24 protein-coding genes and 3 tRNA genes are annotated in these 23202 nt (G+C 48.0%); 11 read left to right on the top strand and 16 right to left on the bottom strand.

Annotated features, from left to right (window positions below):
- Positions 1-81: 81 nt before the first annotated feature.
- Together H5985_RS00135 and H5985_RS00130 are read right to left on the bottom strand one after the other, a co-directional pair.
- Positions 82-1398: a sensor histidine kinase gene (locus H5985_RS00135; RefSeq protein ID WP_205049291.1), complete on the bottom strand. Its 1317-nt coding sequence runs from the start codon at positions 1396-1398 to the stop codon at positions 82-84.
- Between the two features lie 5 nt (positions 1399-1403).
- Positions 1404-2060 (bottom strand): response regulator, encoded by a 657-nt coding sequence (locus H5985_RS00130; RefSeq protein WP_205049290.1) that lies wholly within the window; start codon positions 2058-2060, stop codon positions 1404-1406.
- A gap of 129 nt (positions 2061-2189) precedes the next feature.
- Between H5985_RS00130 and H5985_RS00125 the strand changes: the two genes are divergently transcribed.
- The 3 genes from H5985_RS00125 to H5985_RS00115 all read left to right on the top strand — a co-directional run bounded on the left by H5985_RS00125 (position 2190) and on the right by H5985_RS00115 (position 4828).
- Entirely contained in the window at positions 2190-2609 is a 420-nt protein-coding gene (locus tag H5985_RS00125) for a DUF4870 family protein (protein WP_239481475.1), read from the top strand.
- 186 nt (positions 2610-2795) lie between these two features.
- A complete protein-coding gene (locus H5985_RS00120) occupies positions 2796-4163 on the top strand; it encodes an OmpP1/FadL family transporter (RefSeq protein WP_205049289.1) in 1368 nt (455 codons plus the stop codon).
- 110 nt (positions 4164-4273) lie between these two features.
- Positions 4274-4828 (top strand): YaeQ family protein, encoded by a 555-nt coding sequence (locus H5985_RS00115; protein WP_205049288.1) that lies wholly within the window; start codon positions 4274-4276, stop codon positions 4826-4828.
- Here H5985_RS00115 and H5985_RS00110 read toward each other — a convergent pair.
- The 6 genes from H5985_RS00110 to H5985_RS00085 all read right to left on the bottom strand — a co-directional run bounded on the left by H5985_RS00110 (position 4825) and on the right by H5985_RS00085 (position 9422).
- Positions 4825-5094 (bottom strand): cyd operon YbgE family protein, encoded by a 270-nt coding sequence (locus H5985_RS00110; protein WP_205049287.1) that lies wholly within the window; start codon positions 5092-5094, stop codon positions 4825-4827. The genes H5985_RS00115 and H5985_RS00110 overlap by 4 nt on opposite strands.
- Positions 5094-5201 carry a cytochrome bd oxidase small subunit, CydX/CbdX family gene (locus H5985_RS00105; RefSeq protein WP_205049286.1) on the bottom strand — a complete coding sequence of 36 codons (108 nt, stop codon included), beginning with the start codon at positions 5199-5201 and terminating at the stop codon, positions 5094-5096. Before H5985_RS00105 ends, H5985_RS00110 begins: the two co-directional genes overlap by 1 nt.
- Positions 5202-5214: 13 nt before the next feature.
- Positions 5215-6351: a cytochrome d ubiquinol oxidase subunit II gene (gene cydB / locus H5985_RS00100; RefSeq protein WP_205049285.1), complete on the bottom strand. Its 1137-nt coding sequence runs from the start codon at positions 6349-6351 to the stop codon at positions 5215-5217.
- 6 nt (positions 6352-6357) lie between these two features.
- Positions 6358-7926, bottom strand: a complete 1569-nt coding sequence (locus tag H5985_RS00095) for a cytochrome ubiquinol oxidase subunit I (RefSeq protein ID WP_205049284.1) — start codon at positions 7924-7926, stop codon at positions 6358-6360.
- A 384-nt stretch (positions 7927-8310) separates the two neighbouring features.
- Positions 8311-8814, bottom strand: a complete 504-nt coding sequence (locus H5985_RS00090; RefSeq protein ID WP_205049283.1) for a DUF1801 domain-containing protein — start codon at positions 8812-8814, stop codon at positions 8311-8313.
- 107 nt (positions 8815-8921) lie between these two features.
- A complete protein-coding gene (locus H5985_RS00085) occupies positions 8922-9422 on the bottom strand; it encodes a DUF3455 domain-containing protein (protein ID WP_205049282.1) in 501 nt (166 codons plus the stop codon).
- A gap of 238 nt (positions 9423-9660) precedes the next feature.
- On the opposite strand from H5985_RS00085, the gene sstT reads away from it, so the two are divergent.
- Positions 9661-10935: a serine/threonine transporter SstT gene (gene sstT, locus H5985_RS00080; protein WP_205049281.1), complete on the top strand. Its 1275-nt coding sequence runs from the start codon at positions 9661-9663 to the stop codon at positions 10933-10935.
- A 63-nt stretch (positions 10936-10998) separates the two neighbouring features.
- Here the strand turns inward: sstT and iadA are convergent, their stop codons facing one another.
- On the bottom strand, positions 10999-12138 hold the full coding sequence (gene iadA / locus H5985_RS00075) for a beta-aspartyl-peptidase (protein ID WP_205049280.1): 1140 nt from the start codon (positions 12136-12138) through the stop codon (positions 10999-11001).
- A gap of 137 nt (positions 12139-12275) precedes the next feature.
- Between iadA and recQ the strand changes: the two genes are divergently transcribed.
- Positions 12276-14102, top strand: a complete 1827-nt coding sequence (recQ, locus tag H5985_RS00070; RefSeq protein ID WP_205049279.1) for a DNA helicase RecQ — start codon at positions 12276-12278, stop codon at positions 14100-14102.
- Between the two features lie 31 nt (positions 14103-14133).
- Here the strand turns inward: recQ and H5985_RS00065 are convergent, their stop codons facing one another.
- From H5985_RS00065 to folE2, 6 genes are all read right to left on the bottom strand, one after another.
- Positions 14134-14910 (bottom strand): SDR family oxidoreductase, encoded by a 777-nt coding sequence (locus H5985_RS00065; protein WP_205049511.1) that lies wholly within the window; start codon positions 14908-14910, stop codon positions 14134-14136.
- Between the two features lie 16 nt (positions 14911-14926).
- On the bottom strand, positions 14927-16306 hold the full coding sequence (locus H5985_RS00060; RefSeq protein WP_205049278.1) for a phosphomannomutase/phosphoglucomutase: 1380 nt from the start codon (positions 16304-16306) through the stop codon (positions 14927-14929).
- Between the two features lie 14 nt (positions 16307-16320).
- On the bottom strand, positions 16321-16950 hold the full coding sequence (locus H5985_RS00055; RefSeq protein ID WP_205049277.1) for a thiol:disulfide interchange protein DsbA/DsbL: 630 nt from the start codon (positions 16948-16950) through the stop codon (positions 16321-16323).
- Complete coding sequence (locus tag H5985_RS00050) at positions 16947-17492, bottom strand: SPOR domain-containing protein (protein ID WP_205049276.1); 546 nt, start codon at positions 17490-17492, stop codon at positions 16947-16949. The genes H5985_RS00055 and H5985_RS00050 overlap by 4 nt, the downstream gene beginning before the upstream one ends.
- Positions 17493-17501: 9 nt before the next feature.
- Positions 17502-19220, bottom strand: coding sequence for an arginine--tRNA ligase (gene argS / locus H5985_RS00045; protein WP_205049275.1), 1719 nt, complete (start codon positions 19218-19220; stop codon positions 17502-17504).
- 74 nt (positions 19221-19294) lie between these two features.
- Positions 19295-20095, bottom strand: a complete 801-nt coding sequence (gene folE2, locus H5985_RS00040; RefSeq protein ID WP_205049274.1) for a GTP cyclohydrolase FolE2 — start codon at positions 20093-20095, stop codon at positions 19295-19297.
- A gap of 279 nt (positions 20096-20374) precedes the next feature.
- Between folE2 and H5985_RS00035 the strand changes: the two genes are divergently transcribed.
- Positions 20375-20767, top strand: a complete 393-nt coding sequence (locus H5985_RS00035) for a hypothetical protein (protein WP_205049273.1) — start codon at positions 20375-20377, stop codon at positions 20765-20767.
- Positions 20768-20770: 3 nt separating this feature from the next.
- Here H5985_RS00035 and cls read toward each other — a convergent pair whose 3' ends face one another.
- Positions 20771-22237, bottom strand: a complete 1467-nt coding sequence (gene cls / locus H5985_RS00030; RefSeq protein ID WP_205049272.1) for a cardiolipin synthase — start codon at positions 22235-22237, stop codon at positions 20771-20773.
- A 51-nt stretch (positions 22238-22288) separates the two neighbouring features.
- On the opposite strand from cls, the gene H5985_RS00025 reads away from it, so the two are divergent.
- The 5 genes from H5985_RS00025 to H5985_RS00005 form a co-directional block, all read left to right on the top strand.
- On the top strand, positions 22289-22615 hold the full coding sequence (locus tag H5985_RS00025; protein WP_205049271.1) for a hypothetical protein: 327 nt from the start codon (positions 22289-22291) through the stop codon (positions 22613-22615).
- A 71-nt stretch (positions 22616-22686) separates the two neighbouring features.
- A tRNA-Tyr gene (locus H5985_RS00020) sits at positions 22687-22772 on the top strand.
- Positions 22773-22840: 68 nt separating this feature from the next.
- Positions 22841-22914 (top strand) — tRNA-Gly (locus tag H5985_RS00015).
- A 26-nt stretch (positions 22915-22940) separates the two neighbouring features.
- Positions 22941-23015, top strand: a tRNA-Thr gene (locus tag H5985_RS00010).
- Positions 23016-23078: 63 nt separating this feature from the next.
- On the top strand, positions 23079-23202 hold a 124-nt coding region (locus H5985_RS00005), incomplete at its 3' end, for a GTP-binding protein (protein ID WP_239481500.1).

Here is a 23202-nt window from a genome sequence, read left to right as displayed (position 1 = left end):
GCCGAATAGTGAAACGATAATAAAAAACCGCTTTGTTGTGTTTGTCGGGTTGTTTCGATCAGGCCTTATTTGTAACAAAGGCTAGCGAGACGGCGTATGCATGGGTAATTTAATGCGCATAGTCGTGCCCGTGTTGTCTAAACCGTCGTCAACTGCGATTGATCCGTGATGAATTTCCACAATACGCTTGACGATGGCAAGACCCAAGCCATGCCCCTGTGCTTTGGTTCCCAATGCCCGGTAAAAACGGTCAAATACTCGTTCTCGCTCCTGCGGTGCAATGCCGGGCCCGTTATCACAGACTTCAATAACTGCCCATTCATCTTCTGAACGAACCGTCAGCCGAATACGGCCGCCCTCTTGGGTGTAGCGAATGGCGTTATCCGTGAGGTTGGTGATCAGAAGCTTCAGAGCATTTTCCATTCCGTCAACACAAAGGGGGCTTGAGATACTCTCAAGGGCAATATTTTTCTGTTGAGCTAAGACGGTGAGTTCATCGACAACGCTTTTGAGAACTTCTTCAAGGTTGACGGTCACAAAGGGTTTTTTATGAGCATCGGGATCCAACCGAGCGATGACCAGCAGTTGCTGGACTAAGCCTGTGGCACGATCGATGCCGGCGTGTAAACGGGAGAAGGCTTTTTGACGGCTCTCGTCGGTTTTTGCCCGTTCGGCCAATTGCACCTGAAGCTTTAAAGCAGTGAGAGGAGTACGTAATTCATGAGCCGCGTCGGAAGCAAAACGCTTTTGGGTTTCAAGACTCTGTTCGAGTTTGGCTAAAAGGTCATTTAAGGCCAAAACAAGCTGCTTGACTTCAACAGGCAGACTGTTGACCGGTAGGGGTTCAAGAGAGGTCGATGAGCGGGTGGATACGATTTTGGCTGTACGGTTTAAGCTTGCCAGCCCTTGGCCTACCAAAAGCCAGACGGCTACTACAAGGAAAGGCAGCAACAAAACAAGGGGCTGAAGAATGTGTAGGGCTGAAGAAAAAGCTAAACGCACACGAACATCAACCGGTTGAGCAGTAATGATGGACAGATTGCGATCGGTGAGTGAAAAGATGCGCCAGGTTTGTCCTTCGTGTCGAATGTTGGTAAAGCCTTTGATGGTAGGCTCTGGAAAAGGAGTTGAGAGCTTGCTTGACAGGTGTGTTCGTCCGGTGACCGTGTCTCTTAACTGGATAACAATATGCTGTTCGTCCGTGCCCGTGGATTTCATCTCCGGCAGGTCTCCGTCAGTGTGGGCACTGAGCGATAAAGCGATTTGTTGCAGTTCGGTATCCAGAAAACGGTCGACTTCACCACGAGCCGAAATAAAGGTCATGTAGGTCGCCGCTACGCCTGCAACCAGCAAGGCGATGCAGAAAGTCCATAAGAGCCGATCACGAATGGAATACATACTGATTAGGTCTCAAGGATATAGCCCACACCACGAACGGTTTTAATGGCATCTTCACTGAGTTTTTTTCTCAGGTGATGAATGTGAACCTCAATGGCGTTACTGCCGATGGAAGAGTCCCAGTTGTAGAGTTTTTCTTCCAACTGAGGTCGAGACAGTACCAGTCCCGGTCGCTCGGCCAAGGCTAAAAGCAAAGCAAACTCTTTACTTGAGAGGAGAATGGATTCACCGTTATAGATGACTTCATGGGTTGCGGGTTTAATTTGAAGGCGCCCGCGTTCAATCATAGGTTCTGCTCGACCGGCCGAGCGGCGAAGCAGGGCACGGATACGGGCAAAAAGCTCATCCAAATCGAAAGGTTTGATAAGGTAATCATCTGCCCCGGCATCCAATCCTTTAATACGGTCTTCCACCGTGTCCCGAGCGGTAGTCACTAAAACCGGTGTCAGATTTCTCTCGGCTCGCATTTCTTCGAGTACCTTAATGCCGTCCTTGCCGGGCAACCCTAAATCCAAAATAACCAGTGAGAATTCAGTGGTTCTGAGTGCCAGCAGAGCCGAATGACCGTCCTGAACCCAATCAACTGCATACCCTTCGTCGGTAAGACCGTCAACGACGCTTTCACCGATCATCGGGTCGTCTTCTACCAATAACAGTCTCACGGCTTTCTCCTTGCTTCAGATGTTGGTTTCAGTGAAAAAATGTATGAAAGACTAAAAACTTACGCAGGCTTTAGTGCAAGTGTGCTAAGTTTTGTGCATGGGAAATTATAAATTGAAGGAAATATAAAAATGTCGGACTTGACCAATTACAACGATGGGGGCCCGAAAAAGAGTCTCTTATTTGTGACACAGTTGGTTTATATCCTGCATGGATTAAGCATTGTCATCGGCTTAATGACCGGGGCGACCATTATTTCAGCGTTTTTATTCGGTTGGCCTTCTATTGCGGCGGTGATTTTAAATTACATTATGGCGCCCGATGCCAGAGGAACTTTCCTGCAGTCGCATTTTTCTTGGCAAATCCGAACATTTTGGTACGGCATGGTTTGGACTATTTTGGTCGCGATCGTGGGGATTGTGTTGACGCCTTTGGTGATCGGTCCTTTTATTTGGTTGACCGGTTTTGTGATTTTAGGAATCTGGGTGGCTTATCGGATCATTGTCGGTTGGTTACGCCTGCGTCAATATCGTCCCATATTTTCTAATTGAGAAACTTAATCAGCAGATTAAACCGTTTAGGGTAATATTAGGGTTTGTACTAATAAAAAGCGTAAAAAATCGCTACAAAAAATCCGCAAAATTTCTCCGTTTCGGAAAGCGCAAAGGTTCTGAATTCTTGCTTGTTCCAAAACCTTTGCGTTTTTGTTTTGTAACTTTTCCCATTCGGAGAAAACAATGTCTTTCATGAAAAAGAGTGCTGCTGCGTTAGTGTTGACTGGCGTTTCTGTAGCAGTGTCTACGGCTTTTGCCGCCGGTTTCCAATTAACGGAACAATCCTCTTTGGGCCTGGGCCGCGCTTACGCCGGTGCCGGTATCGTCGGTGACGATTTGTCTGCTGTTCACTACAACCCCGCCGGTATGACTTTGTTGGAAGGCACGCGATTCCAAGCCGGTACGACCTGGATTAGTATCAATGCTGATTACGATGGCATTGATGGTGACTCTGAAAACGGCCGTTTGAAAGGACAAATGATTCCTGCCGGTTACGTGACTCACCAAGTTAACGATAAGATCTGGTTGGGTTTTGCCATGACCGTTCCTTTCGGCATGGGTACGGAATACGATCGCAATTGGTCTCAAAACCAACGTGGTACGTCCTCTAAGATTTATACCTTCGATATGAATCCGAACATTGCTTATAAGGTGAGTGACTTTATTAGCTTGGGTGCCGGTGTTTCTGTCCAATATGCAAAAGCTAAACTCGGTATGGGCATGGGTAGTTTGACTGTTTCCCCTGACGGCAAAAATACAAGAGATTTAAGTATTGGTCACGCTAAATTGGAAGCCGATAGTTGGGATTGGGGTTTCAATTTAGGTGTTATGATCAGTCCGACAGACAAATTACGTTTTGGTTTGGCTTACCGTTCAGCCATTACTCATGATGCCGACGGTCATACCAATTTAACGAATAGTCAACTGTTAGAGACTATCACGACTGGTGTTGGTATGCCTATGAATTCTTTGACGGTTAATTCTTCAGCAAGCTTGAAAACACCGGATACGGTTATGTTGACAGGTACTTGGGAAGCTACGGATCAATTGCGTTTGTCCGGTTTGATTCGTTGGGCAAATTGGTCGAACTTCGATACTTTAAAGATTCACAATAGCAGTCCTGTTGATATGGGGAGTTTGGTTGGAAAGTTGCCGCAAGGCTTCATTCGTGATCCAAATGCTATCGATAAGTTAGGACAATTATCTGAAACCAAGATTGAAAATGCTTGGCAGGATACCTGGCTCTTCTCCATTGGCGCAGACTATAAGATCAACAGCGACTTTACGGTTCGTGGCGGTATCGCTTATGAAACGAGCCCGATTGACAAACAAGACACCCGTATGGCTGTGATTCCGGATACTGATCGCCTCTGGTTGTCCTTGGGTGCCTCCTGGTATGCCACGAAGGATCTGCAATTCGATATGGGTGCAACCTATCTGATGGGGGTGGGTGACAAGGATCTTTATGATCGCGTTGGCGGTGAAAAGGTTGGTGAATACGACACCTTGGATGCCTATTTACTTGGCGTCCAAATGCAATATCGCTTCTAATCTGATTTAGAGCAAAACACCTAGAAAGCCGGCTTCTCACTTGCTGAGGGCTGGCTTTTCCTTTGGTGGCGTAATAACATAAGCCGCGATTGATTGAAAAGGTGACGAATATGGCATTGGGTGCGACGATTTATAAGGCAAGCATTGATATTTCTGATGTAGACCGTGGGTACTACGGATCGCATTTGTGTACGCTTGCCCGACACCCGTCAGAAACGGAAGAGCGCCTTGCGATTCGTATGTTGGCCTTTTGTCTTTATGTCGGGGAAACGGACATGAGGCTGGAGTTTGGCCGAGGCCTTTCAACCGAAGGGGAACCCGCTCTTTGGGAAATCGACGATACAGGGGCTATTGCCAGGTGGATAGATGTCGGGGTGCCCGATATCAAACAGATCAGAAAAGCAGCCGGCCGTAGTAATGAAGAAATTGTGATCGCTTACGGAGAGGATAGAATCGAGCCGTGGTGGAAACAGAATGGCTCGGACATGAGAAAGGTTGAAAAACTTTCAGTTGCCATGCTTAAAGACAATGAAGTGGCTCAAATGATTCCGCTAATGTCTCGTACCATGCACTTGACCGTAACGGTTCAGGATGGGGTGGTATGGTTATCCGATAGTGTCAATACAGCTCAAGTGCAATTGCATTGGCTTTTGCGCAGAGATTAAACGAAAATCATGACGACCCCAAGCGCTAAAAGGGGCCATGCGACCAAAGGAGAGAAAACAATCCGAAGGGTTTTGTTTTCAGGAATAAATCCGAAACCATGCACGTAGCAAAAGCTCATTCCCAATAGGAGGCAAACCAACCATCCGTGAGGCACGGCATGCATATCGATTGCTACTAATCGTGGAAAGCAAACAACCACCACCGTGACGGCCAGGGCCGCCACGATGGATAGACAACGCGAAAAGAGCGAAACAGCCTTAGACATCAGTTATCTTTAGCAGCTTCGGCACTTTTGATTTCATACATAGCAGCCATCAGCACTGCAAAAACGATCGCCAGTAGTAACCCGACAGCCCAGTAAATATAAAACATAGTGAGTAGCTCCTTAGTACAGCGATTTATCGTTTTCTTTGATGTATTGTGCCGTGAGTTTCCCGCTCATGACCTTATATGCCCAACCGGTATAGACAAGAACGATGGGCAGGAAAATCAATGTGACGATAAACATCACCTGTAACGTCAGTTGAGAGCTCGTGCAATCCCACATTGTCAGAGAAGAGACCGGGTGGCTCGAAGACGGCAGCACGAAGGGGAACATGGCAATCAAGGGAGTGAGCACGATGCAAAGGATGCTGACAGCGCTGGCGAGAACAGCCGAAAGCGGTCTCCAGACATATTCACAGAGAACACCCACAACGGCTGCTACTATAGCTAAGAGCGGCACCGCGAAAAGCACAGGATAGGCAAAGAAATTGGTAAACCATGCACCCTCACTGACTTGAACGTTCTTTAAGAGCGGATTGGCAACACCGGCCGGATCAATGTCAGTGGCCACATAACCTTGGATACCGAAGTAAACCCAAATCCCGCCCACAATAAAGAGCAGGGCTGTGACAGCACCGGCAACTAAACCGACCTGGCGGGCTCGTGCCTGCAAAAGTCCTGTTGTGCGAAGCAAGAGGTAGTTGGCTCCATGAAAGACAGTCATCGCAATGGAAACGAGGCCGCAGAGCAAAGCGAAAGGATTCAGCAGTGCCCAGAACGAACCCGTGTAGGTCGAGCGAAGTGTTTCGTCAAAATGGAACGGTACCCCTTGGAGCATATTGCCGAAAGCAACACCAAAGATAATGGGCGGTACGGCACTTCCGATAAATAAGGCCCAGTCCCAGGAGGAGCGCCACTTTTGAACCGGTACGCGGCTTCTGTAGTCAAAGGCCACGGGTCTGAGAATCAAAGCAGCCAGCACAATGAACAAGGCCCAATAAAGACCGGAGAAAGCAGTGGCATAAACAAGAGGCCACGCCGCAAAGATTGCTCCGCCTCCTGTTAAAAGCCACACTTGGTTACCGTCCCAGTGCGGGGCAACCGTGTTGATCATGACGCGGCGTTCCGTATCGTTTTTCCCCAGGAAGGGTAAAAGCGAACCTACGCCCATGTCTTGACCGTCCATAACAGCGAAGCCTACAAGAAGGACGCCGACAAAAAGCCACCAGATGAGTTTCAGGATTTCATAATCGATCATGATGCATTACTCCTTATCGCTCATGCGGTTTTGTTCAAAGAAATAACGGCCGGTGCCTAAAAAACTCGGGCCGGTTTTTACGAGTTTGACCATGAGCCACATTTCCACCACCAAAAGCGCGGAGTATAGGAGCACAAAGCCGATTAAAGAACCCGTCACACTGGCCACCGAGAGGGTGGAAGTGGAGAGGTGAACCGGCAAGATTTCATAGATACTCCAGGGTTGGCGGCCGTATTCGGCGACCATCCATCCGAGCTCGCAGGCAATCCAAGGTAAGGGCAGAGCAAAGAAACTGGCCTTGAGTAGCCAACGGCGAGAAACAATAAGATCTTTGGCCGAGTAGTAAAGACTGAACGCAAAAATCAGTAAAAGGGCGATGCCGCAACCGACCATGGCCCGGAAACTCCAGAACATGATATTGACACCCGGAATAGTGTCTTGCGCAGCCTGGCTGATCATTTCAGGCGTGGCACGGGAGGGATCGTCCGTGTATTTACGAAGGAGCATGCCGTAGCCGAGGTCGTCCTTTACCTGTTCGAATCGATTTCGTAATTCGGTGTTGGTCGGATCTTTTCTGAGACTGCTGAGCGTCTGCATGGCTACGATCCCGTTTTCAATTCTCTTAGTGTTTTGCTCAATCAGATCCTTGATACCGGGAATCGGCGTATCCAGTGATCGGGTGGCAATGATGCCGAATAACCAAGGAATTTCGACGTTGGCTCGAGTGATTTGATTTTCTTCATCAGGGAAACCGAAAACAGTCATCGGAGCGGGCGCCGGAGCCGTTTCCCAAGCTGCTTCCATTGCAGCCATCTTGGCCGGTTGATCTTTGGCAACCAGGTAGCCCGATTCATCACCGAGGTGAATGGTGAAAACGGAAACAACCAAGCCGAATGCTGCCGCAACGCGGAAGGAGCGTTTGGCAAATTCAAGGTCACGCCCCTTGAGCATGTACCAGGCAGAGATTGCCAAGACAAATAAAGCTCCCGTCATGTAACCGGCAGAGATAGTGTGGCCGAACTTCGCCTGAGCCCACGGACTCAGAATGACATCGAAGAAATTAGTCATTTCCATACGCATGGTTTCGAAATTGAATTCAGAACCGATCGGGTACTGCATCCATGCGTTGGCAATCAAAATCCACAAAGCAGAAAGATTTGAGCCCAAAGCCATAAAGATCGTCACAATCAGGTGAGTGGACTTCTTTAGGCGCTTCCAACCGAAAAAGAACAATCCGATGAAAGTGGATTCCAGGAAGAAGGCCATCAATCCTTCAATGGCCAGAGGGGCTCCGAAAATATCGCCTACATAGTGTGAGTAGTAGGCCCAGTTCGTTCCGAACTGAAATTCCATGGTAATACCGGTGGCCACACCTAAGGCAAAATTGACGCCAAAGAGTTTGCCCCAGAATTTGGTCATGTCTTTATAGACTTCTTTTCCGGTCACGACATAACAGGCTTCCATCACGACAAGCATGAATGAAAGCCCCAATGTCAACGGCACGAAGATGAAGTGATACATAGATGTCAGCGCAAACTGCCATCGAGAGAGATCAACTAATTCGGTCGAGATCATAAGAAACCTTTCGAAGAGATTGAGTACGGTGCAGCAACCTTAGGGATTAGGCGCTGTCATGGAGTTCGAAGTTGTATCGGCCAACAGTGCCTGGCCAACTGTTTGTGCGTTCGTCTCCACCCGCGTGTCGGATCCGAAAAACAGAAATCCTAAACAGGCGATAACTGCAATTTTGCACGCCAGGGTTATTACAACTCTGACGGTCAATTGACGATCGTTGTTTGAAGGGGTCTTTTTTGAATCTGACATGATCAAACGTAAGGATACTGACTGAAATGAAAATTAGATAGATCAAAATGAATAAAAACTATCGCAGTCATAAAAAAAGAAAAGCGAGCCGCAAATTCGACTCGCTTGGATTAGTGCCTGAAAATAAATCAAAACTTATTTTTTGGTTGTTTTTTTCGTGTCATCAATAAGCTCGATCATTTCTTCGTCTCGGCTTTTCATGGAGATACGAACAACGGGCGGCGGCGCTTTGGCGTCTTCTTCGGTTACTCCCCAAATCTCAAGCATTTGAGCTTGTGTGGGAACTTCACCCTTGGCGACGCGGGAGCGGCGGGCCGTCACAGAGTCTCGCACAATCCTTTCAATGTTGTCCAACGGGATGCGATTTAAATCGCTGAAAAGGATGCTGCGACGCTGCATATTGACTTGGAGCTTATCTTTGAATGCTTCAAGGACGGATTCTTCTGCAACGTATAAAGTCATGGATTTTTCACCGGATTCCAACGCAAAAAGCGGTCCTTGCAGCTCATAAAAAGCTAAAGCATGACGCATGCTTTCGCGCACTCCGCGAGCCGAACGACGAATGAGGCTGCAGATCTTGGCCATCGCCACACGACGATCCGGCGGCAGGCTTTGCAGGTAATCACCAACAGTTGACATGAAAAAATCCCCTAAAAACCTGGGAAAAACGAAAGAGTAATTTTACACGGATTTTTATCTTTCCTCCAGTTTATAAGGAATTTTTCTTTGTATTTTCAACACTTGCATCAACGCCAGAAAATGAACTGAGCTTCAAAGGGAATTTTGTTGAGCTGACCTTGACGGGCAGGCGTGCATTTGGTTTGAGGTATGCCGCCCTTGGCGTTGAGGCGTTGGATATAGCGAACGCCTAAAAAAGTTCCGTGGCTCGCAGGCGAGGTGACGGAAAAAAGTGCATTGGGTAGATTTTTCCCATCCCCTTGAGCGATACCCGTAATACGTGAGGAAGCGATTTTAGAGCCGTCGTTATGAACAAATGAGAAGCGGTAACCGTGTTTGGCGACGGCCTGACCGGTTTCAGGATTAAAAAGGTAGGCGTTCGGGGTTTCAAAGTGCCAGAACCACCCTTTCATGTCATGGATGCAGCGAAACACCTGTTCGCCCGAGGCATCAAGTCGAAGGGCGAGCTTGGAATTTTCTGGGGGATTAACTGACGGCTCCTGAAATGTCGCACAGGCTGTTAAAAGAGCCGGTAAGAGACAAATGGTCAGACGAGAAAAAAAACGCATGATTTTCACCGCTAAACAGATAGGCAACACAGTTGAAAGTGTACAGAAAATAGTGAGTCTGAATTTCAAAGAAATTTTAAATATCTTTGCACTGAACTCCGATTAAATACATCCAATGATCGAGGCGGTATAGGTAAAAGGGCCTAATCATTCGGGGAAAATAGAAAAAGTCAATCGAAGAGAGAGCGAAAAAATGTTATGGTGAGAATGTTTTCGTAGATATTGAGGCAATTTTCGAATGGCTCGTCATGCATTCAGACGTGTTGCATTGCCTTTTTTGCAAGCGTCGCTGGTTAAGCAGATTTTGATTGGTTTGATTTTAGGTATCGCTTTGGCCTACATCGCTCCGGAGGTTGCCAAAACCTGCGCTTTTTTGGGCTCGCTTTTTATTTCCGCCTTAAAGGCCGTGGCTCCTTTGCTTGTATTTGTACTGGTCATGGCGGCCATTGCCAATCAGGACATTGAAACACGGGCACATATTAAACCCGTTCTAACGCTTTATCTTTTAGGAACATTTGGAGCAGCTTTGGTTGCCGTCACGGCAAGTTTTCTCTTCCCGACAAGCATTCATCTGACCGGGACTCAAGCTCAAGCGGCAACGCCAGGCGGCATTGTGGATGTACTGCACAATTTACTGCTCAGTGTGGTGGACAATCCTGTACACGCCTTAAGTACCGGCAACTATATGGCGATTCTGGCTTGGGCTGCCGGGTTGGGAACAGCAATGCGTCACGCCTCCGAATCTTCACGCGAATTTATGGCGGACTTGTCCCATGGCGTGGAGCTGGTGGTACGGGTTGTGATTCGGTTTGCCCCGTTGGGTATTTTCGGTTTGGTTGCCAACACTGTGGCCTCTACCGGTATTGCGACCCTGGCCGGTTACGTGCAGGTTCTTTTGGTTTTGATCGGCAGTATGCTTTTTGTGGCGTTGGTTTTTAATCCTTTTCTTGTCTGGCTCTACATTCGCCGCAACCCCTATCCGTTAACCATTGCTACTTTGAAAGAAAGTGGCGTGACAGCGTTTTTTACCCGTTCTTCTGCAGCCAATATTCCTGTGAATCTGGGGATGTGTAAACGCCTCAATCTCGATAGCGGCACGTACTCGATCACGATCCCATTGGGAGCGACCATCAATATGGCCGGTGCGGCGATTACCATTACTGTTCTGACTTTAGCGGCGGCCAATAGTCTGAACATTCAAACCGACTTTGCAACCGCAATCTTATTAAGTGTTGTGGCATCGGTTTGTGCCTGCGGTGCCTCAGGCGTGCCGGGCGGTTCACTCATGTTGATTCCGTTGGCGTGCGGATTATTTGGGATTGATAATTCCATGGCCATGCAGGTGGTGGCAGTAGGTTTTATCATCGGGGTTTTGCAGGATTCTGCAGAAACTGCACTTAACTCTTCTTCTGATGTGCTCTTTACGGCTGCTGCGTGTTTGAGAGCCGAGAGAATAGAGCTCGAGCATGAGCGCAGGGCTCAGGAAATTAATGATCGTTTTGGTAGAAAATAAACCTAAAAAATGAGGGGATGGTCGGAAAATGATCATCCTCTCATTGATAGGGCCAAACGGAAATTAAGCTTCGAAGTTTGCCAACTTCACGCTCTTGCCGCCTTCAATCCAGGTTACACCGCGGGCGATCACCGTGTCGATATCCAGTGTATTGGTGAGTACGCAGATATTTGCTTTCATGCCGACAGCCAGACGAGCTTCTTTCACACCTAGAGAGTCAGCGACATTGGAAGTCGTCATCATCAACGCGGTTTCGAAATCAATGCCAGCTTGAACCATTTCTTTGAGCATTTGATGGTTGGCGTTAACGGGAGCTGCCACGATGGCCACCATGATGCCATTTTCAAATTTGGGCATGGAGCCGTTGCCGTCTGAGCTCATCGTGATGCGCGAGCGATCAACGCCGGCCTTTAAAACGCGCTCGACACATTCAACGAACGGGTAATAGTTGCCGCCGCCGGAGGTGATATCAATCACACCGCCCTTCTTGGCAAATTCAATGGCTTGTTCGAAAAGCTTCGGTTCACGGCCGGTATGAGTCGGCGAGAAATGGTGGCGCGGCAATCCGCGAGCAATGATTCGTTCGAATTGTTCGTAAGCTCCGCCGAAATCACCTAAGTGAACATGCAAAATGCCTTTCTTACCGGACAACATGCCGCCCATGCGAACATCGGCCACAAGCTTAAGCATTTCATCATCGTTGGGGAAAGAGCAACGATGGTCAGCCAAGGCTAACTTCACACCCAAAACCGGTTCAATGCAGATGATGTCTTTTCTGGGGTTACCGGTAATCGTGGGAGAGGGGAATTGATAAGAACCGGTATGCATGTAAGCAGTCAAGCCCTCTTGGCGCAGCCCCATGACTTTGGCATACAGCTCCTCAGGGAATTTCGTTGTGCCTTCGGTCCCCATGACACCGCAAACGGTTGTAACACCGCCGTGCAACAACTGGGACGGCATAACGGGAGGAACGCGGGTAGCAAAACCGCCTTCGCCACCACCGCCGGTTAAGTGGACATGTTGATCAAAAAAGCCCGGGGTAACAGTGGCGCCTTCAACATCAATGACTTTGACTTCGCCCGGCAAACGGATGCCGTCCAAGCTATCTTCAATGGCGGCAATCATTTCACCGCAAATCAAAATATCTTTTTTGCCGACAGGAGCCGGTGTGTAGACATTGGCGTTTTTGATAATCGTAAACATACTTACGTTCCTTTCAAGAAATCTGCACGCAACCGCACCCACCGGATGCGAAAAAACTGCGCGCCCGTTAGCGTCAGTATATCAATTCAGAACCATACTTCGCCTGTATACTGTCGCCTGAACCAATAGAGAATGATATGACGGCAGAGGAAATACTCAAACGATATTTTGGCTACGACGCTTTTCGCGGCTTTCAAAAAGAGGTCATTGACACCGTGATGCAAGGACAGGATGCTTTGGTGTTGATGCCGACTGGAGGCGGCAAGAGTCTCTGCTATCAGATTCCCTCCTTAATGAAAGAAGGGGTTGCTGTTGTTGTGTCTCCTCTTATTGCATTGATGAAAGATCAGGTGGATATGTTGCGGGATATCGGTATCGCTGCGGCGGCTCTTAATTCCACACTTTCAGTCGAAGAGATACGCGATGTTTATCGAGATCTGCATAACGGCCAGCTGAAACTTTTGTATGTTGCCCCTGAGCGGTTGGTCAAACCCAATACCTTGGAACTGCTTCAGAGTATTCCGGTCAGCCTTTTTGCGGTGGACGAAGCGCACTGCATATCTGTTTGGGGACATGACTTCAGACCTGAATACCAGGCTTTGGATTGTTTAAAGGAACTCTTTCCTCATGTTCCCAGAATGGCTTTGACAGCGACCGCCGATGAACAAACTCGAGAGGAAATTGTTGCTCGTCTTTTAAACAATCCTCGTTCATTTATTGCCAGTTTTGATCGTCCCAATATTCGCTATCGCATGTATGAAAAAGGCAAGGGTTATATGGATAGCATCGTGCAGTTTATCGTTGGGGAACACTTCAATGAATCGGGGATTGTGTATTGTGCGACGCGCAATAAGGCCGAGTCTGTAGCTGCTTATCTGAAAAAAAACGGTATTGATGCGCTGATTTATCATGCAGGGATGGACAATGAAGAGCGGGAGGCCAACCAAGTCGCTTTTTTTGACCGACCATGCGTAATGGTGGCAACCATTGCGTTCGGTATGGGGATCGATAAACCGGATGTACGTTTCATTATTCATGTCGACATGCCCAAGTCGATTGAAAATTTCTTTCAGGAAACCGGACGAGCCGGCCGCGATGGAAAACCTGCTGAGTCAGTTTTGTACTATGGTTTGGAAGATTTGATGCAGCAGCGGTTTTTTATCGATCAAAGCGATGGAGATGAGATTTACAAACAAGTGTCACTGCACAAATTAGACAGTATGCTCGGCTTGGCTGAGTCGGTGAGCTGCAGACGCATACAGCTATTGGCTTACTTCGGTGAAAAACTCAGCGAACCTTGCGGTAATTGTGATAATTGTGAGAATCCCCCGGTTGCCCGTGATGCGACCCAAGATGCTCAGAAGCTATTGTCGTGTATTTATCGGTGTTCAAAAACCAATGGCATAGGTTTCGGTGCTTCGCATGTGATTAAAGTATTGCGAGGTGAGGTAAGTGACAAAATTTTTGAAAAGCGTCACGATGAACTCAGTACATTCGGTATCGGTCGTGACCATACGATGAAATATTGGCGGAGAATTCTCAGACAGTTGATTGCCAAACACTATGTTAATGTCAATTACCGTGTTTATAACGTTCTGACAGTGAACGCAAGGGCTAAAAATTTGTTGCAGGGGCAGGAACACTTTCTTGTCAGAGTAGAGGGTGCTAAGCAACTTTCCAGCCGAAAGGTTATCGATCACGATGATCTGGACGATGCCGAACAGCGTCTTTTCAGTCAACTGAGACAGTGGAGAAGGGAATATTCCAATCAGAATGCTTTGGCTGCTTATAACGTTTTTCCGGATTCAACACTGATTCAGATTGTTAAACGAAAACCCAGAAAACCTCTGCAATTGGCCGGCATCAGTGGAATTGGTGAAAAACGAATCGAGCGCTACGGCGAGGCCGTTTGTGAAATAGTCGGTCAATGGTATCAACAGGAACACTTGAAAGAATCTGCATAGAAAATCGCCCGACCTAAGCCGGGCGACAGTGCTATGCACGGTGAATTTCCGAATTTCTCGGCTTTTGTTTTCGATTGCCGAAAATCTTATCAAAAAGGGGATTCGGAAGAATCCGCAAAAGTTTAGCCACAACCCCCATTTGCCAAGGAATGGTTGCGTAGCTTCTGCCGGCCAAAATGGCATTAGCAGCGCGTTTAGCAAACTCATCCGGTGTGAGAATAAAGGGCATCGGGTAGGGATTGACGTCAGTGAGCGGAGTTTTGACAAAACCGGGACTGATGGTGGTCACTTGAATGCCGTGCTTTTTCATCTCTACACGCAAGCTTTCACAATACGTGATGACAGCCGACTTACTGGAACAATAAGCTTCGGTACCGGGCATACCTCGAATGCCGCCGACACTTCCGATACCGACGAGAGTGCCGTGCTTTCTTTGCATCATGGGTTCGATAAAGGCGTGGAAGGTGCTCGCCATTGCAAAGACGTTGGTGGCGTAGACTTTTTCCATCACTTCCAAATCTTCAAAATATTGGGTTTTGACCCCTACGCTGATGCCGGCATTGGCAATGACGATATCGGCTCCACCGACAGCCGTGTCAAACTCACGGGCCATTTTGATAAGTTTTAAACGGTCCGTAACATCACAGGCATAACTGTGGTGAAGGTTGCTGTTAGGCAGAGATTTAATCAAATCATCGAGCGGTTCTTGACGGCGTGCCATCAAGCCCAGAGTTGCTCCTCGGGAGGCAAACTCGCGGGCCAAGGCTGCGCCGATACCGCTTGAAGCACCGGTAATAAAAACATTCATTGACATGACTCAAGCCTTAAAAGGGCAAGACGACGGACGGATCGACTGCTTTGATCGCATCACCGAAACGCTTTTTGATGCGTTCAAGAGCTTCTTCGGTATCGCCTTCCAGACGAAGAACGACAACCGGGGTCGTATTGGATGAACGAGCCAAAGCAAAACCGTCTTCCCATTCCACACGAATACCGTCGATGGTAATCACGTCCGTGGCATCATCGAAACGAAGTTCTTTTTGCAGTTTTTCAACGAAGCGCTTGTTTTCGCCTTCGGCCATTTCAATGTGAAGCTCAGGAGTGTTGACCGCAGTGGGCAAGGCTTCCAAAACGGCCGAGGGATTATCCGTGCGGGAGAGAATTTCCAAAATTCTGGCTCCGGCGTACAACCCATCATCAAATCCCGGCCAACGTTGATCGTTAAAGAACAAGTGACCGCTCATTTCTCCCGCAAAGGGTGCTTGAGTTTCTTTCAATTTTGCCTTGACCAATGAGTGACCGGTTCGGCAAATGGTAGGAACACCGCCGTGCTCTTTAATCCAAGGAACGAGGCGACGTGTGCATTTGACGTCATAAATGATGGGGGCACCAGGGTTGTGTTGAAGAATATCGGCGGCAAAGAGCATGATCTGACGATCCGGGTAAATGATTTGACCGGATTTGGTAACCACACCCAGACGGTCGCCGTCACCGTCAAATGCCAAACCCAATTCCACATCGGTGGACTTCACCGTTTCAATTAAAGTAGCTAAATTAGCCGGTTTGGAGGGATCGGGATGGTGGTTAGGGAAATGACCGTCAATCTCTGTAAACAAAGGAGTAATGTCGCAACCCAAGCGTTTGAAAAGTTCCATGGCTATGGGGCCGGTCACACCATTGCCACAGTCAATGGCGACCTTGATCCGACGGGCCAATTTGACATCACTGGTAATCTTATCGAGATAGGGAGTGATGACATCGATTTCTTCAATTTTTCCCTTGACGGGGCTCGCTTCAAGCCCTTTTCCAATTTGGGTACGTAAGGCTTGAATCCCTTCGCCGTAGAGCGTGTCTTTAGCCATCATCATTTTTAATCCGTTGTATTCGGGCGGATTATGACTGCCGGTCACCGCAATACCTGAACCCGTGCCGGTCAAAAAGGTGGCGAAATAAAGAACAGGAGTAGGGGTCATGCCGATCGATTTGACGTTGATCCCCATGTCGGTAATGCCATCCATCAAGGCTTGTGACAATTTCGGACCGGACAGACGACCATCACGTCCGACACATAGAGTGTCGACATTATTTTGTTTGGCAAGAGCTCCGAGAGCCTGTCCGATTGCTCGAGTGGCTTCAACGGTTAACGTTTTATCAACGACACCGCGAATATCGTAAGCTTTAAAAATGGAAGAATCGATTTGCATAATTGTTTGCCTAATCAATGTTTTTGACGTTGTTGACGTTCTTGTTCAATGAGCCAATTGAGGACTTCAATGGTTTTTTGTCTGGATCCTGCCATATGCGGAGCCGTCAGGTATTTACCGGCAACAGCCACATAAGGGGTAGCATCAAGACGATAATTTTGCCACGTCTGCAACGCTTGCTGCGTGTGCATGGTGACTGCAAAGGAGTTGTAGGCATTGTTCCACTGGGTTAAATCCACCTTGTGTTTTTCAAGCCAATTCTGCAGATCGGCCTGACTGGTAATTTGGCCGTCGAGGATATCTTGCCAGAATGCAGGGTGTAAATCATCTAAGCGGTCGAGAGCCTCAAATGTATAGTAAATCTGAGACAAAAACTGAGTGGCTGGTTCCCAAGCCACCGGGACGCGCTTTATGGTTACGTCAGGAGGCAAAGTTTTGGCCCAGTCTTGCAACATAGGGGCCAATCGCTGGCAATGAGCACACGTGTAGGCAAAAAAGTCCACGACCTCGATAGTGTCGCGAGGCGAATCAACCGTAGGACTGACTATCCGGTAATCTTTCCCTTCTGTTGCTTCGAATGCACTTGCCTGTAAACCGATAAAGCTCAGCGCGCAGACAAGTGCTGCTTTAGCGAAGAATTTCATTTGTTTTTAATGACCATGGCATCAAAGCCGTTAGAGGTCAGGCGTTGTTGCAATTCATTGGCTTCACGAGCCGTATCAAAAGGTCCCAAAAACACTCGATAGAGCGTAACGCCTGCATCGGTGGATTTAACCACATCCGCTTCCAATGCAATAAAAGCCAATTCCGTGCGAATTTTTTCAGCATCCTTGGCGTTGCGGAAAGCACCGGCCTGGATGCTGTAGCTTTCTCCCGTTGCCTGATCGGCAGCATTGGTGGGCTCCTCAGCTCGCTCATGAGCAGTAGGTGCCTGAACAGTCTTGATGGCCGACAGTGCATCATCCGCCGGTGTGCCCCGGGTGCCGGCATCGTAAAGCGCAGAGTTGGGATCCTTACCGTCCAGAGCTGCAGCATCCACAGGAGTGGATTGTTTCTGCACTTTCTCAACAAACGGAATCGGCGCATTGGTGATAAAGAGGGCAACGGCAGCGCAGGCTACGCATCCGATCAGAATACCGACCATGGTGCCGAGAAAGAATGAACCTTTTTTTTGAGTTCCTGGCATATGTAATCCTTACATCTTTTCGGGAGCGCTCACGCCCAGAAGATCCAAACCGTTTCGCAAAACCTGGCGTGCTGCCATCAACAGTGCCAGTCGGGCATTGCGGATCTTTTCGTCATCAACGAGAACCCGTTCGGCGTTGTAGAAGGCGTGAAAGTCTCCTGCCAAATCTTTCAGGTAAAAACAGAGCGTGTGCGGGGCACATTCTTTGGCAGCAACCGTGAGTGTTTCGGGGAATTCACTGATGCGGGCAATGAGGGCTTGGGCATATTGATCAGACAATGCGCTAAGATCCATTTGCTCAATATCAGCCGGGCTCGGTAACTCGAACCCTTTATCCTTGGCTTGTGCAAAAACCGAGCAGATGCGGGCATGTGCATACTGTAGGTAATACACAGGGTTTTCGTCGGATTGAGACAGAGCGAGATCGATGTCAAACACAAATTCGCTGTCAGCTTTGCGGCTTACCAAGAAAAAGCGCGCAGCATCGCGTCCCACCCAATTGACCAGATCTCTTAAGGTGACATAAGTGCCGGAGCGTTTGCTCATCTTGACTTCCTGTCCGTCCTTGATCACTTTGAGCATCTTGTGCAGCACGTACACCGGGAAGACCTTCGGGATATCAAGGCCGAGCTGTTTACCGGCAACCTGCACACCGATGCGTACTCGTGCGGTGGTTCCGTGGTGATCAGATCCTTGAATGTCGACGGCTTTGATAAAGCCACGTTCAAATTTGCTTAAGTGATAGGCGACATCAGGGACAAAGTACGTGAAAGTACCGTCTTTTTTGCGCATAACACGGTCTTTATCATCGCCGAACTCTTCGAAATCTGTCGTGCGAAGCCAAAGGGCTCCGTCTTGTTCGTACGTGTGACCTGAGGCAATCAACGCATTAACGGCGCGCTCCACGAGACCACGGGAATAAAGGGAACTCTCAAGATAGAAATTATCAAACGAGACCCCCAAAGCATTGAGGTCGCTGTCTTGCTCGTTTTTCAGATAACCCACGGAGAAGGCGCGAATATTGGCCACATCTTCTACATCGCCGCTGGCTGTGATTTCCTGACCATCACGCGTGCGAATCGTTTTTTTATCGAGAAAATCACGCGCAATATCTTTGATATAAAGCCCTTGATAACCGTTTTCAGGGAAAGTGATGGTTTCACCCTGAAGTTCCTTGATTCTCAGACGGACTGATTCAGTAAGCGTTTGAATCTGAACACCGGCATCGTTGTAGTAGAACTCGCGGCAAACATTCCAACCCTGAGTCTTCATCAGGTTGGAAAGCACATCACCTAAAGCTCCCTGGCGGGCGTGGCCTAAGTGCAACGGACCGGTAGGGTTGGCAGAGACGTACTCGATTAAAATGCTCTCTCCGTCATGATCCTTATTTTTACCGAATTCACTGCCCAGTCGTAAAACTTCGCGGACAGCAAAGGTCTTAGCGTCCTGGCTCAAACGCATATTGATGAAGCCGGGACCGGCGATTTCAAACTTTTCTATCAGGGCTTTTGCTTGCGGCAGAGCCTCAATGTGTTCGATGATATCCGTGGCAATGGCTCGCGGATTTTTCTTCAATTGTCTGGCCAATTGCATGGCGACATTACAGGCGAGGTCACCGTGAGCAGCCACTTTGGGACGTTCCAGTAAAACGGTTGCTTCCTCAACACCCATGGAACGAAGTGCATCATTGAAAAGTGAGGCAATCGCGGTTTTTTGATCGTTTAACATAATGGATTGTCAGCTAAATTATTCAGAGCAAACCTTCCCATCCCTACAGAAAAGAGGGAAAGAAAAAGTCAACACTATTCCAAACCATTGGTAATTTGAGCGTAAGCCGAATGGTTATGGATGGATTCAAAATTTTCTGCCTGCACACGGTAGGCTTCAATATTCTTGTCGCTATTTAACGCAACGGCAACATCACGCACTAAATCCTCAACAAATTTCGGATTTTCATACGCTTTTTCAGTGACATATTTTTCGTCGACACGCTTTAATCGGCTCCACAGTTCGCAAGAAGCACTTTCTTCTGCGTATCGGATTTGACGCTCAAGCGACAGATCTCCCTTGAGTCGGGCGGCAATGGTCACGTGTGATCGTTGGTTATGTGCACCGTAAAGAGAAATCTCTTTACTGCATGGGCACAAGCTTGTTACTGGCACAGTCACCGTCTGAGTGACGAACGTTTTTCCGTTTTTGTGTTCTACCCGATAGTGCACTCGGTAATTCATCAAACATTCGAGCTTGGAGACGGGCGCATGTTTTTTAACGAAAAACGGAAAGTCAAAATCGATGCAGCCGGCATTGGATTCTAAAGCCTCAAGCATATCCTGCATCAGTTCGACAAGCGTTTCCCTACACAGAGCACGATTGTGTTCCTTGAGCAACCCGAGAAAACGCGACATATGAGTGCCTTTGTGCTCTGCAGGCAGAGCAACATACATGCCGATTTGAGCGACCGTCGGTTGAATGCCGCTCTCACTTGCAACCGTAATCGGCAGCTCCACCCCCCTCACACCGACATACTCGATGGCGATGTTTCTTGGGTCGGCGCTGGACTGAACGTCGGGCAAGTTGTTGTTAGATAGAGTATTCGTATTCATGATTGGCGTAATTTTCGCTAAAAACGGGAAATTTTGCGAACGTTTTCAAAGGAAAATTGAAAAAAAAGAAAAATGCTGCGTGAAAATTGTGACTAAGTGTTTTTACTAATACGAAAGTAATCAGTTCTTAATGATCGAAATGGTAAGGTTTTTTAAGGATTTCGAGTCGTATCGGATGGTGCGGGTGCAAAAAATAGACACCTTTTGGTTCGCAAACTTTTTCTAATACCGTTAAATTGTGAGAATAACAAAAACATTTATGCTTAAGGATAAAAAGTAATGCCTATCTACATCTACAGGGGAGGCTCTCCTAACCCTCAGCCGCAAAATCCTTTTCTACGTTTATTGGTGAGCGTGGGGATTTTGGCCGCGATCATCGGTCTGGGGGTTTTATTGTTGCCGGTGATCGGTGTGATCGCCTTGGTAATCCTGGGGATTATTGCCTTTTTAGTGATAGGGGGTGTCATCTACCGTTGGATTTATGGAAATCCCCTCGATGCGTTGTATCAGCGACAGGGCGGCATGCGTGTTAATCCGGACTCTCGTCCTGATACCGAGCCTGTTCGTGAAGCATCGGAAAAAAGAACAAGAGTCAGATCGAGATTTCGTTCCCGCTCGCAGGACATCGAAGATGCCGTTATTGTTGAGGAACGAAAAAAAGATTCCGATTAAACATCACAGCAGGGGCGAGAGCAGATAACTCGCCCCTTCTTTCATGCGTTCGAATATTGAACGTTTGTACCAGTAAAAAAGATTGATTTCGGAGCAAAACGCAGCATAAGTCGAATTGAGGGCGGAGACTTTTCGGCTGAATTCCTCGTCAAAAACCAAAAGCATGAGTTCGTAGTTTAAATGCATGCTTCGCATATCCATATTGACCGTACCGAAAAGGGACAGCTCCCCGTCAACGGTAATACTTTTCGTGTGCAGAATACCTTTTTTGTATAAGAGAATCCGCACGCCGGACTTCAGTAAGTCATCAAAGTAACGATGTGACGCGTAATTGACCATCGGCGCATCACTTTTTTCTGACAAAAGCAGGGTAACTTTCACTCCTTTTATCGCCGCATTTTGTAATGCAAGGGCCAGAGCTTCACCCGGAATGAAATACGGAGTGACAATTTCAATTTCTTTTTTGGCCCGGTGTATGGCCTCAAGAATCAGTCGTTGATTGGCGTCGTTGGTTGTGCCCGGGCCGGATGGAACAATCATGACCGTTGCCTGATCGGGGCTGTCGAATTCACCGATGAAGTGATCTTTGAATTCTGGAAAAGTTGTTTCGCTTTCGGTAAGTACCTTCCAATCAAAATTGATGAGGTGAAAGAGGCTGGCAACAATCTCACCTTTGGCCCTGACCATGGCATCTACCCATTGCCCGACGTTGCTATTTTTTTTGAAGTAATGGGGGTCAACCATGTTGAGACTGCCGCTATATGCAATGCGATAATCAATGACAGCGATTTTCCTGTGAAGGCGAATGTCGGCGCGTGATAGCAAAGCACTGAATAGTGAGACGGGAAGGGCGCTTTCCAGGTGAATGCATTTTTCATACCGGAAAAGTCGAGCCCAATCGCTAGAGAGAAATTTGGAGGAACCGATCGCATCGACTAATACATAACACTCGACTCCTCGTCGTGCGGCACGGATCAGTGCGGCGGAAACATCATCTGCCTTTCCGCCGACATCCCAGATGTAGAACTCCATTGCAATCAGCTCTTTTGCGTTGTCAATATCACGCACTAATAGCGTGAGAGTTTCGTCGGAGTCATCAAGAAGGCGCAGTGAGGAGCGTTTAGTGAGCGGATATTTGCCGAGTCGTGTGGCAAGTTTTGAAATATCCCGATAATTATCAGGAGCCATGGCTTCGGTGTGCATGATGTGTCGAAAGATCTGACGACGTTTGCGCATCTCTTTTCTGAGTTTGCGGGCGTGCCAACGGCCAAGTGTTCTTTCTCCGAACAGTAAATAAAGTACAAAACCTGCGTAGGGAAGTACGGCTGTGAGTAAAATCCACGCAAAGGAGCTACCCGGAGGGTGCCGAGTCAGCATGACGCGAAGAACAACGCCAATGGTCAGGCTGACCTGTAAAATAACAGCGCCTAAACCGATTAGAGTGACGGGTTCAGAAAAAGACAAAAACATAACAACACCAAGAACCAAACGAAGTGTAGCGCGTGAAGACGGTAAAAATCTATGAAAAGAACAACTTTTGAAATGTTGCTGATCGTGATTTCGGCGCCCATGGCAGGCATCGGGATGGCAATGCTTTTAAACGGATCGGTGGGCGGTGCTTTAGCTTTGCTCGGCGCATCACTTAAGCTTGTGGTTGCTTACTTCAGAACGCCTAAAGAAATGTTTGATTGGGATCGGTTTGCCGGTGGATTCGAAGAATTTCGAGAAAAGATGGAAAAAATTCAGGATGAGTTAGAAAATGAAAAACCGCTATTGGGATGGTTATCCGATTTGGGAACATACATGATGTTGGGTGGGTTGGTGGCGTTGTTAATCGTCGGAAAATGAAAAAAGTGAAGATTTTTTTTAAAACTGCTTGACATTTATTTCAAAACACTACATAATGCCACTCTCGCTACGGAGGGGTGCCCGAGTGGCTAAAGGGGGCAGACTGTAAATCTGTTGGCTTACGCCTACGATGGTTCGAATCCATCCCCCTCCACCAAGCGATCGCTCGCTTATACTGTAGCGAAACCAGGATTGCTAGCGGGAGGTAATACTCTCTCGACGCAGGCGGGTGTAGCTCAATGGTAGAGCAGAAGCCTTCCAAGCTTACGACGAGGGTTCGATTCCCTTCACCCGCTCCACGTATCGTGGACAGTCCCAAAGTTCAGCCCATGTGGCTCAGTGGTAGAGCACTCCCTTGGTAAGGGAGAGGTCACGCGTTCGATCCGCGTCATGGGCACCAGTTTTCTTAATCGTCTCGAATTGTGCGAGATCTTAACATTCATAAAAAGTTCAGGAGTTCGCCATGGCAAAAGGCAAGTTTGAACGCACCAAGCCCCACGTGAACGTGGGCACGATCGGTCACGTCGACCATGGTAAGACGACGTTGACGGCTGCAATTACGACGGTATTGGCCGCCAAGTTCGGTG

The sequence above is a fragment of the Parasutterella secunda genome (assembly GCF_016901835.1).
GTDB classification, from domain to species: domain Bacteria; phylum Pseudomonadota; class Gammaproteobacteria; order Burkholderiales; family Burkholderiaceae_F; genus Aphodousia; species Aphodousia faecavium.
Note: the sequence above shows the minus strand (reverse complement) of the source record. Positions and strands in the feature narration are given on the sequence as shown.

Bases quoted from the DNA above. Each gene is read 5' to 3' on its own strand.
- H5985_RS00135 (WP_205049291.1), bottom strand. From the start codon at position 1,398: ATGTATTCCATTCGTGATCGGCTCTTATGGACTTTCTGCATCGCCTTG.
- H5985_RS00125 (WP_239481475.1), top strand. From the start codon at position 2,190: ATGTCGGACTTGACCAATTACAACGATGGGGGCCCGAAAAAGAGTCTC.
- H5985_RS00120 (WP_205049289.1), top strand. From the start codon at position 2,796: ATGTCTTTCATGAAAAAGAGTGCTGCTGCGTTAGTGTTGACTGGCGTT.
- H5985_RS00115 (WP_205049288.1), top strand. From the start codon at position 4,274: ATGGCATTGGGTGCGACGATTTATAAGGCAAGCATTGATATTTCTGAT.
- H5985_RS00110 (WP_205049287.1), bottom strand. From the start codon at position 5,094: ATGTCTAAGGCTGTTTCGCTCTTTTCGCGTTGTCTATCCATCGTGGCG.
- H5985_RS00105 (WP_205049286.1), bottom strand. From the start codon at position 5,201: ATGTTTTATATTTACTGGGCTGTCGGGTTACTACTGGCGATCGTTTTT.
- cydB (WP_205049285.1), bottom strand. From the start codon at position 6,351: ATGATCGATTATGAAATCCTGAAACTCATCTGGTGGCTTTTTGTCGGC.
- H5985_RS00095 (WP_205049284.1), bottom strand. From the start codon at position 7,926: ATGATCTCGACCGAATTAGTTGATCTCTCTCGATGGCAGTTTGCGCTG.
- H5985_RS00090 (WP_205049283.1), bottom strand. From the start codon at position 8,814: ATGTCAACTGTTGGTGATTACCTGCAAAGCCTGCCGCCGGATCGTCGT.
- H5985_RS00085 (WP_205049282.1), bottom strand. From the start codon at position 9,422: ATGCGTTTTTTTTCTCGTCTGACCATTTGTCTCTTACCGGCTCTTTTA.
- sstT (WP_205049281.1), top strand. From the start codon at position 9,661: ATGGCTCGTCATGCATTCAGACGTGTTGCATTGCCTTTTTTGCAAGCG.
- iadA (WP_205049280.1), bottom strand. From the start codon at position 12,138: ATGTTTACGATTATCAAAAACGCCAATGTCTACACACCGGCTCCTGTC.
- recQ (WP_205049279.1), top strand. From the start codon at position 12,276: ATGACGGCAGAGGAAATACTCAAACGATATTTTGGCTACGACGCTTTT.
- H5985_RS00065 (WP_205049511.1), bottom strand. From the start codon at position 14,910: ATGAATGTTTTTATTACCGGTGCTTCAAGCGGTATCGGCGCAGCCTTG.
- H5985_RS00060 (WP_205049278.1), bottom strand. From the start codon at position 16,306: ATGCAAATCGATTCTTCCATTTTTAAAGCTTACGATATTCGCGGTGTC.
- H5985_RS00055 (WP_205049277.1), bottom strand. From the start codon at position 16,950: ATGAAATTCTTCGCTAAAGCAGCACTTGTCTGCGCGCTGAGCTTTATC.
- H5985_RS00050 (WP_205049276.1), bottom strand. From the start codon at position 17,492: ATGCCAGGAACTCAAAAAAAAGGTTCATTCTTTCTCGGCACCATGGTC.
- argS (WP_205049275.1), bottom strand. From the start codon at position 19,220: ATGTTAAACGATCAAAAAACCGCGATTGCCTCACTTTTCAATGATGCA.
- folE2 (WP_205049274.1), bottom strand. From the start codon at position 20,095: ATGAATACGAATACTCTATCTAACAACAACTTGCCCGACGTTCAGTCC.
- H5985_RS00035 (WP_205049273.1), top strand. From the start codon at position 20,375: ATGCCTATCTACATCTACAGGGGAGGCTCTCCTAACCCTCAGCCGCAA.
- cls (WP_205049272.1), bottom strand. From the start codon at position 22,237: ATGTTTTTGTCTTTTTCTGAACCCGTCACTCTAATCGGTTTAGGCGCT.
- H5985_RS00025 (WP_205049271.1), top strand. From the start codon at position 22,289: ATGAAAAGAACAACTTTTGAAATGTTGCTGATCGTGATTTCGGCGCCC.